The 9,888-nt window shown below is 65.9% G+C and carries 9 protein-coding genes; 8 read left to right on the top strand and 1 reads right to left on the bottom strand.

Annotated elements, in window-relative coordinates:
• Positions 1-56: 56 nt before the first annotated feature.
• Complete coding sequence (locus V6M56_RS14835) at positions 57-1,538, bottom strand: helix-turn-helix domain-containing protein (RefSeq protein WP_332684881.1); 1,482 nt, start codon at positions 1,536-1,538, stop codon at positions 57-59.
• 197 nt (positions 1,539-1,735) lie between these two features.
• Between V6M56_RS14835 and V6M56_RS14840 the strand changes: the two genes are divergently transcribed.
• From V6M56_RS14840 to V6M56_RS14875, 8 genes are all read left to right on the top strand, one after another.
• Positions 1,736-3,082 (top strand): substrate-binding protein, encoded by a 1,347-nt coding sequence (locus V6M56_RS14840; protein ID WP_332684882.1) that lies wholly within the window; start codon positions 1,736-1,738, stop codon positions 3,080-3,082.
• Positions 3,083-3,168: 86 nt separating this feature from the next.
• Entirely contained in the window at positions 3,169-4,194 is a 1,026-nt protein-coding gene (locus V6M56_RS14845) for a branched-chain amino acid ABC transporter permease (protein ID WP_332684883.1), read from the top strand.
• A gap of 34 nt (positions 4,195-4,228) precedes the next feature.
• Entirely contained in the window at positions 4,229-5,350 is a 1,122-nt protein-coding gene (locus V6M56_RS14850) for a branched-chain amino acid ABC transporter permease (protein WP_332684895.1), read from the top strand.
• Between the two features lie 4 nt (positions 5,351-5,354).
• Positions 5,355-6,116 carry an ABC transporter ATP-binding protein gene (locus V6M56_RS14855; protein ID WP_332684884.1) on the top strand — a complete coding sequence of 254 codons (762 nt, stop codon included), beginning with the start codon at positions 5,355-5,357 and terminating at the stop codon, positions 6,114-6,116.
• Entirely contained in the window at positions 6,116-6,865 is a 750-nt protein-coding gene (locus V6M56_RS14860) for an ABC transporter ATP-binding protein (protein WP_442881166.1), read from the top strand. The genes V6M56_RS14855 and V6M56_RS14860 overlap by 1 nt, the downstream gene beginning before the upstream one ends.
• Positions 6,866-7,148: 283 nt before the next feature.
• Positions 7,149-7,550, top strand: a complete 402-nt coding sequence (locus V6M56_RS14865; RefSeq protein WP_332684886.1) for a GFA family protein — start codon at positions 7,149-7,151, stop codon at positions 7,548-7,550.
• A gap of 210 nt (positions 7,551-7,760) precedes the next feature.
• Positions 7,761-8,708, top strand: coding sequence for a TAXI family TRAP transporter solute-binding subunit (locus V6M56_RS14870; RefSeq protein WP_332684887.1), 948 nt, complete (start codon positions 7,761-7,763; stop codon positions 8,706-8,708).
• A 143-nt stretch (positions 8,709-8,851) separates the two neighbouring features.
• A partial coding sequence (locus tag V6M56_RS14875; RefSeq protein ID WP_332684888.1) for a TRAP transporter permease occupies positions 8,852-9,888 on the top strand: 1,037 nt, incomplete at its 3' end.

Consider the following 9,888-nt stretch of genomic DNA (forward strand, 5'->3'; position numbering starts at 1 on the left):
TTTTAGAACTTATACCGTTCGCGCGGCATCACCCATAAGCTTTTCGGAGTGTGGCTTCAGGCGATCAGCGGCGCTTCCTGCCGGTGGCTGCAGTCGGTGCGCGGACACAGCCTGCAGAGCGTGCCGACCGGGACCATGGCGGCAGCGCGGTCGATGCCGTCGCCATAGCCGACCCTTGCGGCGTCGGCGGCCGAGCAGACGAGCATCACCGACATGAGATGTCGCGGCACCGCGGCGGATGGCGGTCGCTTCTCGACGGCGCGTGCGAAGAACAGGAACTGCTCGCCCGACGGCAGTTCGCCAAATCTTCGCACGGTCACCCCGGGCGTCTGGAAGGCGGCATGGATCGCCCATAGTGGACAGGAATTGCCGTAGCGCGGCAACGGCAGGCGCGGCAGCGGCAGACGCTTGGTGACGTAACCGGAGGCATCGGAGCGCATGAAGGCGAAGCGCACGCCCTCGGCGCCCGGCCGCCGGAGCGTCGCCAGCCTGTGCGCCGCCTGCTCGTAGGAGACGCCGAACAGTCGCGACAGCGCGTCCAGATCGTAGCGGTGCCGCGTGGCGGCAGCGAGGAAAGCCTCGTAGGGCATCAGCACGGCGGCGGCGGCATAGGCGTCGAGCGCGGAGGCGGCGAGCGCGCGCGATTCGTCGGAGGCGAGCGCTGGATGCGTCTCGACCAGCAAACGGGTTGCCGCGCGGGCGTCGTCGCGCAAGGCGCTGCGCAGCAGGCCGAAACGGCGCGCCTCGGCGGTCTCGGCAAGGTGCGGCTCGGGCTGATGCAGGCCCCGGACCCGAAGCGACCTTCTGGCCGCGGCGTCCGGCGTCTCGCCCGGAAGCAGAGCTTCGAGAAAGCCGGCCGCAAGCTCCTCAAGGGCGGGAAAGTAATTGTCGGTGGCGAGGATGAAGGCGTCGACATGCTCGGCCGGCGTGGCCGAGCGCACGCGCATATGGGCGCTGTCGAAGAAGTCGAGCAGCGACTTCGCCGTGCCGGACAGCTTTTGCGTGTCGTCGGCAACGATCGAAAGGAAGCGGCGGCGGTCGGCAGGCGTCAGGGCATCGTCGTCTTCCAGGATCTCCGCGGCGGAGCGGATCGACGCGGCGTTGGTCAGCATGCGGTGGACGCTGTCGCCAAGGAACGGGTCATGGTTGAGCCGGTCGGCAAGTGCGAGGATGGCTTCGCTCTTGTCGAGCCAGGCCCGGTGAAGCCTTAGCGTGAGGCTGGCCCAGCCCGGATTGCGGCCGACCAGTTCGGCCGCGGAACCGGGATGTCCCGCCGGACTGGCGATCTCGGGGTCGGCTGCGATCTCGTCGAGGTCGGCGACGACGCGGCGCTCGGCCTCGCCGTCGAGTTCGGCGCGGTCGACCGTCAGGCCGGCGGCGATGCGGTCGATCAAGGCGCCGCCGATGGCGCGTTTATTCAGTTCGATGAGGTTGAGGTAGGACGGCGAGATTCCGGCGCGCCTGGCCAGTTCGCCCTGCGTCAGGCCGGACTTGCGGCGCAGCGCGCGAATCTTCAGGCCGGCCAGATTCTCGTTCATGTCCACCCTGCCAACATGTCCATTTGTAAATTACTGACAAATCAGGTTGTCTTCAATCGCAAAAATTGACAAAATATACGTGTTAAACCAATGGCTTATTGTAGTAGTGACAAAATGGCGGAATAACTCTCGCAGGGCGGCAAACGCCTTGAGCGCGCCGGCCGGGGGGCGGTGCGGCATCCACGGGAGGAAGCCACATGACATTCGAATCCATGAACCGTCGTCTGTTCCTGAAGCGCAGCGCGATCGTAGGCGCCGGCCTCGCCACGCCGATGCACTTCATTCGCAACGCCTACGCCGACAACGTGTCCTGCAACATGCCGAAGGGCGATACCGTGACGTTCGGCTGGAACGTGCCATTGACCGGCGCCTATGCCGACGAGGGCAAGGACGAACTCAAGGCCTTCCAACTCGCCGTCAAGCATCTCAACGGCCAGGGTGACGGCGGCCTGATCTCGGTGCTGAAGCCGACCGCGCTCAAGGGCAAGGGCATTCTCGGCAAGAAGGTCGCCTATGTGCACGGCGACTCGCAGACCAAGTCGGACGCGGCGCGCGACGGCGCCAAGCGCATGATCGAGCGCGACGGCGCCATCATGATTTCGGGCGGTTCGTCGTCCGGCGTGGCGGTGGCCGTGCAGGGCCTGTGCCAGGAGCTCGGGGTCGTCTTCATGGCCGGCCTGACGCACTCCAACGACACCACAGGCAAGGACAAGAAGCGCTATGGCTTCCGCCACTTCTTCAACGCCTACCAGTCGGGCGTGGCGCTGGCTCCGGTGATCGGCGAAGCCTATGGCAAGGAGCGCCGGGCCTATCACCTGACGGCCGACTACACCTGGGGCTGGACTCAGGAAGAGTCGATCAAGAACGCCACGGAGGCGCTCGGCTGGCAGACAGTCGCGGCCGTCCGCACGCCGCTGGGCGCCGCCGACTTCTCGCAATACATCACACCGGTGCTGAATTCCGGCGCCGACGTGCTGATTTTGAACCACTACGGCAAGGACATGGTCAACTCGCTGACCCAGTCGGTGCAGTTCGGCCTGCGCGACAAGCAGGTCAACGGCAAGAACTTCGAGATCGTCGTTCCGCTGTTCTCCGAACTGATGGCGCAGGGCGCGGGCAGCGCGGTGAAGGGCATCTACGGCACAAGCAACTGGGACTGGAAGCTCGAGGACGCCGCGACCAAGGCCTTCACCAAGTCGTTCGGCGCGGAATACGGCACGCCGCCATCGCAGGCCGCACACACCTGCTACGTCCAGGCGCTGCTCTACGCCGACGCTTGCGAGCGCGCCGGCACATTCTTTGCCCCGGCCGTGATCAAGGCGCTCGAAGGCTTCGAGTTCGACGGCATGGGCAACGGCAAGACGCTCTACCGCGCCGAGGACCACCAGTGCATGAAGTCGTGCCTTGTCGTCCAGGGCAAGGATGCCCCCAAGGACAAGTTCGACCTGATGAAGGTCGTGAAGGTCGTGCCGCGCGAGGCGACCACCTACGATCCGAAAATGTTCGGCGGCGAGCTCGGACCCTCTGATCCGAAGCGCTGCTGATCTGACCGGACGGAAGGCCGGCCGCCCCATTTGGCGGCCGGCCTTCCGTCCCATTTGCCGAATCGACCACGCCTGGACGGACGAAGATGGACGCAATCCTGCTGCAGATACTGAACGGGCTCGACAAGGGCGGGGCCTACGCGCTGATCGCGCTTGGGCTGACGCTCGTCTTCGGCACGCTCGGCGTGGTGAACTTCGCGCATGGCGCGCTGTTCATGCTGGGCGCCTTCTGCGCCGTCGCCTTCAACAAGCTGCTCAACCTCGAAAGCGTCGTCGTCGACCCGGAGAAGACGACCGCCTGGGGCAGCCCGCTCGAAATCCGCACCCCTTATGTCGAGGCCTGGCTCGGCGATTTCGGCGTCTTCCTCAACGACTATTCGGTCCCGGCGTCGATCGCGCTCGCCGTGCCCGTCATGCTGATCCTCGGCATCGCGATGGAACGCGGGCTGATCCGCCACTTCTACAAGCGCCCGCACGCCGACCAGATCCTGGTGACGTTCGGGCTGGCGATCGTCATCCAGGAGATCATCAAGCATTTCTTCGGCGCCAATCCGATCCCGCAGCCGGCGCCCGATGCCTTCGCCGGCACGGTCTATGTCGGCCAGATCCTCGGCATGGGCCAGACGCTGGCCTATCCCTGGTGGCGCATCGTCTACCTGCTGTTCTCGCTCGGCGTGATCGGCGTGGTGTTCGCCTTCCTGCAGTTCACGACCTACGGCATGGTGGTGCGCGCCGGCATGCACGACCGTCAGACCGTCGGCTTCCTCGGCATCGACATCGAGCGACGCTTCACGGTGGTGTTCGGGCTGGCGGCGGTGGTCGCCGGCGTCGCCGGCGTCATGTACACCCCGATCCTGCCGCCCGACTACCACATGGGCATGGAGTTCCTGGTGCTTTCCTTCGTGGTGGTCGTCGTCGGCGGCATGGGCTCGCTCGGTGGCGCGGTGGCGGCCGGCTTCCTGCTCGGCATTCTGCAGTCCTTCGCCTCGATGAACGAGATCAAGTCGCTGGTGCCGGGCATCGACCACGTCATCATCTACCTGGTCGCGGTGGTGATCCTGCTGACGCTGCCGCGCGGACTGCTCGGCCGCAAGGGCGTGATGGAGGACTGACCCGGTGTTCACCAATCCCGCACGCAACGACTGGATGCTCCTGGCCGGATTCTCGGCCGTCATCCTCTGCCTGCCGATCCTGCTCGAGCCGATCGGGGCGGCCTATCCGGCGCTGATGCAGAAGTTCTGCATATTCGGCATCTTCGCCATCGGCTTCAACATCCTGTTCGGCCTGACCGGCTATCTGTCGTTCGGCCATGCCGCCTTCCTCGGCGTCGGATCCTACGCCGCCGTCTGGTCGTTCAAGCTGTTCACCATGAACGCCATTCCGGCGATCGTCATGGCGGTGTTCTTCGCCGCGGCCTTCGCGCTGGTCATCGGCTATGTCTGCCTCAGGCGGTCGGGCATCTACTTCTCGATCCTGACGCTCGCCTTCGCCCAGATGAGCTACAATCTGGTCTATTCGGTGCTGACGCCGCTGACCAATGGCGAGACCGGCCTGCAATTGTCGCTCCAGGACCCGCGCATCATCGACGGGCTGTTCTTCGAGCCGGCGGCCGGCCTGCCGCGCGTCAACCTGTTCTCGACCTATATCAGCGGCGGCGGCTATGCCGGCTTCTATCTCTGCGCGGTGATGCTGATCGTCTGCTTCTACATCGCCATGCGCATCTTCCGCTCGCCCTTCGGCATGATGCTGCGGGCGATCAAGTCGAACCAGAACCGGATGCGCTACACCGGCTTCAACACGCGGCCCTATTTGCTCGCCGCCTTCGTCATCTCGGGCATGTATGCCGGGCTGGCCGGCGGCCTGATGGCGGCGACCGACCCGCTGGTCGGCGCCGAGCGGATGCAGTGGACGGCGTCGGGCGAGGTCGTGCTGATGACCATCCTCGGCGGCGTCGGCACGCTGGTCGGGCCGGTCATCGGGGCGGCGGTGATCAAATATTTCGAGAACATCTTCTCGGCCTTCGGCGAGCGGACCCTGCACAATGTGTTCGGCTTCCTGCCGGATGCGATCGAGCAGCCGGTCGTGTCGTTCTTCGCGCTCTTCGTCGGCGACGGCTGGAACCTGACGCTCGGCGTCGTCTTCATGTTGATCGTCATCTTCCTGCCGGGCGGCATCATGGAAGGGCTGCGCCGCATCTGGAACCTGTTCAACCGTCGGCCAGGCGATCGCGAGACGATGCCGGCCGCGCAAACCCAACCGGCGGAGTAGAGCCATGACACGCAACGTCGTCCTGCACGTTGCCGACGTGCACAAGAGCTTCGGCGGGCTGCACGCGCTCTCCGACGTCGACCTGCAGGTCGAGGAAGGCACCATCCACGCCATCATCGGGCCGAACGGCGCCGGCAAGTCGACGCTCCTGAACGTCTGCATCGGACGGCTGGCGCCCGACACCGGCGCGGTGGTCTTCGACGGCCAGGTCATCACCGGCAAGCAGCCGCACGAGATCAACCAGATGGGCGTCGTCCGTGTTTTCCAGACGCCGGAGATCTTTCCCGACCTGACGCTGTTGCAGAACGTCATGGTGCCGGCCTTCGCCAAGCGCGACGGCCCGTTCAGGCTGAACGCCATGCAGCCGGTCGAGAAGCGCACCGACATCCGCGACATGGCGCTGCACTGGCTGGAGGATGTCGGTCTCGCCGGCCAGAAGGACGCCATCGCCGCCAGCCTGTCGCGCGGCGACAAGCGCCGGCTGGAGCTGGCGATGGGGCTGGTGCAGAACCCGCGCCTGCTGCTGCTCGACGAGCCCACCGCCGGCATGTCCCGGCACGACACCAATTCGACGATCGACCTGCTGAAGAAATTCAAGGGACGCGGGATGACCAAGGTCATCATCGAACACGACATGCATGTGGTGTTCTCGCTCGCCGACCGCATCACCGTCCTTGCACAGGGCCGGATCATTGCCGATGGTCCTCCCGACGAGGTGAGGGGCAATCCGAAGGTGCAGGAAGCCTATCTGGGGGGAGCGCATTGATGAACGCGATGACCATGCCAGACGTGAAGACCGCGGAAGCGGCGCCGGCCTATTTCAGCGTCCGCGACATCCACGCCTTCTACGGCGAGAGCTATATCGTCCAGGGGGTTTCCTTCGACGTCGCCGAGGGCGACGTGGTGGCGCTGCTGGGGCGCAACGGCGCCGGCAAGACCTCGACGCTGCGGACCCTGGCGCGCGCGCATGATCCCGAACTGAAGCGCGGCGAGATCTGGCTCAATGGCGAGCCGATCCACAAGCTCAAGGATTTCCAGGCGGCGCAGAAGGGCATCCAGCTCGTGCAGGAGGACCGCCGCATCATCCCCGGGCTGACGGTCGAGGAAAACCTCCAGCTGGCGCGGATCGCCGAGCCGAAGGGCTGGGGCCTGGAGCAGATCTATTCGCATTTCCCCAGGCTTGCCGAACGGCGCAAGCAGGAAGGCGTGACCCTGTCGGGGGGCGAGCAGCAGATGCTTGCAGTGGCGCGGGCGCTGGCGCGCGACATCAAGCTCCTGCTGCTCGACGAACCCTATGAGGGACTGGCGCCGGTGATCGTGCAGGAGATCGAGCGCATCGTGCGCGAGATCAAGGCGCTCGGCATCACGACGATCATCGTCGAGCAGAACGCGGTGGCGGCGCTGCAACTGGCCAATCGGGCGCTGATCCTCGACATGGGCCACATCGTCTTCGACGGGCCGGCCTCGGCCGTGCTGGAAGACGCCGCGCTGCGGAACGAATACCTGGCGATCTAAGGTTTGCCGATACGACCGCCGGCGTGCTCACCTGCGATGTCCGCTTTCAGGACGCGGAAAAGTTGATCGAGCCGTCGCGCGCCTAGCGCGGTTCGGCGCCGGTGGCTGCGATCATCCCGCGCACTTTCGGCCCCTCGTGACTGGAGGGGTTGTCCATCGCCACCACATCGAAAAACTTGCAGGGCGTCGGCGCCGCCCGGCACGGTCGCCTGGAACCGGGCCGGACCTGGCGCCGTTGGTCTGCCGCCGATGGCGGTGAAAACCCGGAACGCGCGAGGTCACGATGAAACTCTCCGGTGGCTGCAACTGCGGACAGGTCCGCTACGAACTCGACGGCGAGCCGATCCGCGTCGGCATCTGCCATTGCGAGACCTGCCGGAAGGATTCCGGCTCGGCCTTCTCCTTCTTCGGAATCTGGCCCAGGGCCAGCGCAACCCTGTCGGGCGAGCTCGGATGCTGGCGAAGCCGGGCGGGAGGCGAGCGCTTCTGCCCGAAATGCGGCTCGTCGCTCTTCAGCTGGGAAGAAGGCTCGGACCAGATCGAGATCAAGCTCGGCACCCTGGACAGCCCGCCCGGCGCGCTCGTGCCGGCCTATGAGCTCTGGACCATCCGCCGGGAGCCGTGGCTGGCGCACCTGAAGGGCGCGGAGCAGCACGGGCGCGATCGCGAGGATTCCAGCACCTGAAGGCCCGGTCGACGCGCTTCGGCCCGACCCGCCATTCCCCTCGCGTGCCGCCCTGATTCCGCCTCCCGAAATCGGGGCTTGCCACCTCAGCCTCAGCCGATAGCTTCTACGGGTTGGCAAGCGCGGCCTGAAGGCCGGCTTGTCCGATCGGGCAGCGACCGTGCGCGAAGACGCGGCGCCAGCGAAAAAACGCTTCAGGGAGGAAGATCGATGACACGCGCACCGAGCTATCTGTTCTGTCTGGCTGCCGCAGCGGTACTCTCCGCGCCGGCGATGGCGGCGGAGATGCGGCTGATGACCGGGCCGCAAGGGGGCGTCTGGGTACCGCTCGGCGGCCAGCTCAAGGATCTCTGGGAGAAGGCCGTTCCCGGCCTCAGCGTGCAGTCGCTGCCGGGAGCCGGCATCGCCAATGTCCGCGCCATCGAGGAGAACAAGGCCGAGGCCGGCTTCGGCAACTCGATCTCGACGGTCGACGGGCTGGCCGGCAACGCGCCCTTCCCGAAGAAGCACGACAACATCTGCAATGTCGCCTCGCTCTATCCGCAGTATTTCCAGATGCTGGTGCCGGTCGATTCCGGCATCAACTCCGTCAAGGACCTGAAGGGCAAGGCGATCACCACCCAGCCGCGCGGCAATACGGGCGAGCTCATCACCGGGCAGCTGCTCAAGGTCAACGGGATGAGCTATAACGACGTCAAGATCTCCTTCGTCTCCTATACCGACTCGGTCGAGCAGGTGAAGGACGGGCACGCCCAGGCCTTTTCGCTCGGCACGGCGATTCCCTCGGGCGCGGTGATGGACCTCGCCTCGGCGCGGGACGTGAAGCTGCTCGACCTCTCGGCCGATCTCGAGGGGATGAAGAAGCTCAACCCGGGCTATACGCTGGTCACGGTGCCGAAGGGCACCTATCCGAAGCAGGACCAGGACGTGAAGGTGATCGGCTACGCCACCCATGTCGTGGTGTCCTGCAAGCTGCCGGCCGAGCAGGTCTATGCGATGACCAAGGCGATCGCGGAGAACGTTCCGGCGCTTGCGGCGACCAGCAAGGCGCTGGCCGGCCTCACCCCGAAGATCATGGCCGAGGATGTCGGCGTGCCGTTCCACCCCGGCGCGGCGAAGTTCTACAAGGAGGCGGGGATCGCGGTTCAGGCGAAGTGATCGCCTTGCGCCGCATGGCGCGGATGCCCTGACATACAGCGCGCCGGCCCTCCGGCGCGCTCCTCCCAGCAGCCACTGATCCGGTCGCGCGACGCGCGGCGTATCCGCCATGCGGAGGGTCGGTCTTCGAGCAGGACAGGTCCGTGGATATCAGCGTTCCGAAACCCGAATTCAAATTCGATTTCAGCCATGTCGGCATCGTGCGGCTGGTCACCGCCGTGATCGCGTTCGCGATGGCGCTCTACCATATGTGGGTGATCCTGCCGCCGATGCTCGGCGGGCAGGGCACGCCGGAAGCGATCATCTTCCGCGGTACGCATCTGCTGTTCGCGCTCACGCTGACCTTCCTGATCTACCGCCGCGCCGGAGCCGACGCGGCCCCCTCGCTGCTCGACTACGTGCTGCTCGCGCTCGCCGTCGCGCCGATCAGCTACCTGTTCTGGAACTACGACTATGTCGTCAACCGGATCTATTATGTCGACGACCTGACCCCGGTCGACATGGCGATGGCGGTGATCCTCGTCGTCCTCGTCCTGGAGGCGACGCGGCGGCTGATCGGCTGGGCGCTGCCGCTGACGGCGATCGCCTTCCTCTGCTACGCGCTCTTTGCCGCGCAGGTCGAGCCGATGCGGCTGCTCGACCAGTTGTTCATGACGACGGAAGGCATCTTCGGCGCGCCGCTCGGGGTCTCGGCCGCCTATGTCATGATCTTCGTGCTGTTCGGCTCCTTCATGGAACGCACCGGCACGGGCCAGCTGTTCATGGATTTCGCGCTCTCGCTGACCGGCCATACCGCCGGCGGGCCGGGCAAGGTCTCGGTGGTGTCGTCGAGCCTGTTCGGCACGATCTCGGGCAGCGCCGTCGCCAATGTCATGGTCGACGGGCCGATCTCGATCCCGCTGATGAAGCGGACCGGCTTCAAGGCGCATTTCGCCGCCGGCGTCGAGGCGGTGGCCTCCACCGGCGGGCAGATCATGCCGCCGATCATGGGCGCGGCCGCCTTCGTCATGGCCGAGTTCCTGTCGGTGCCCTACGGGCAGATCGTGATCTGGGCGGTGATCCCGGCGATCCTGTACTATGTCGCCTGCTTCGCGGCCGTGCATTTCGAGGCCAAGCGCCATGGCATCCTGGGCGTGCCGCGCAGCCAGTTGCCGAAGCTCGGCACGACGCTGCGCGAGCG

The organism is Allobosea sp. (genome assembly GCF_036675845.1).
Lineage (GTDB): Bacteria > Pseudomonadota > Alphaproteobacteria > Rhizobiales > Beijerinckiaceae > Allobosea.

What these genes read in the sequence shown, in the direction of transcription:
- V6M56_RS14870 (WP_332684887.1), top strand. Translation starts at nt 7,761, where the DNA reads ATGACACGCGCACCGAGCTATCTGTTCTGTCTGGCTGCCGCAGCGGTA.
- V6M56_RS14855 (WP_332684884.1), top strand. Translation starts at nt 5,355, where the DNA reads ATGACACGCAACGTCGTCCTGCACGTTGCCGACGTGCACAAGAGCTTC.
- V6M56_RS14865 (WP_332684886.1), top strand. Translation starts at nt 7,149, where the DNA reads ATGAAACTCTCCGGTGGCTGCAACTGCGGACAGGTCCGCTACGAACTC.
- V6M56_RS14860 (WP_442881166.1), top strand. Translation starts at nt 6,116, where the DNA reads ATGAACGCGATGACCATGCCAGACGTGAAGACCGCGGAAGCGGCGCCG.
- V6M56_RS14845 (WP_332684883.1), top strand. Translation starts at nt 3,169, where the DNA reads ATGGACGCAATCCTGCTGCAGATACTGAACGGGCTCGACAAGGGCGGG.
- V6M56_RS14840 (WP_332684882.1), top strand. Translation starts at nt 1,736, where the DNA reads ATGACATTCGAATCCATGAACCGTCGTCTGTTCCTGAAGCGCAGCGCG.
- V6M56_RS14835 (WP_332684881.1), bottom strand. Translation starts at nt 1,538, where the DNA reads ATGAACGAGAATCTGGCCGGCCTGAAGATTCGCGCGCTGCGCCGCAAG.
- V6M56_RS14850 (WP_332684895.1), top strand. Translation starts at nt 4,229, where the DNA reads ATGCTCCTGGCCGGATTCTCGGCCGTCATCCTCTGCCTGCCGATCCTG.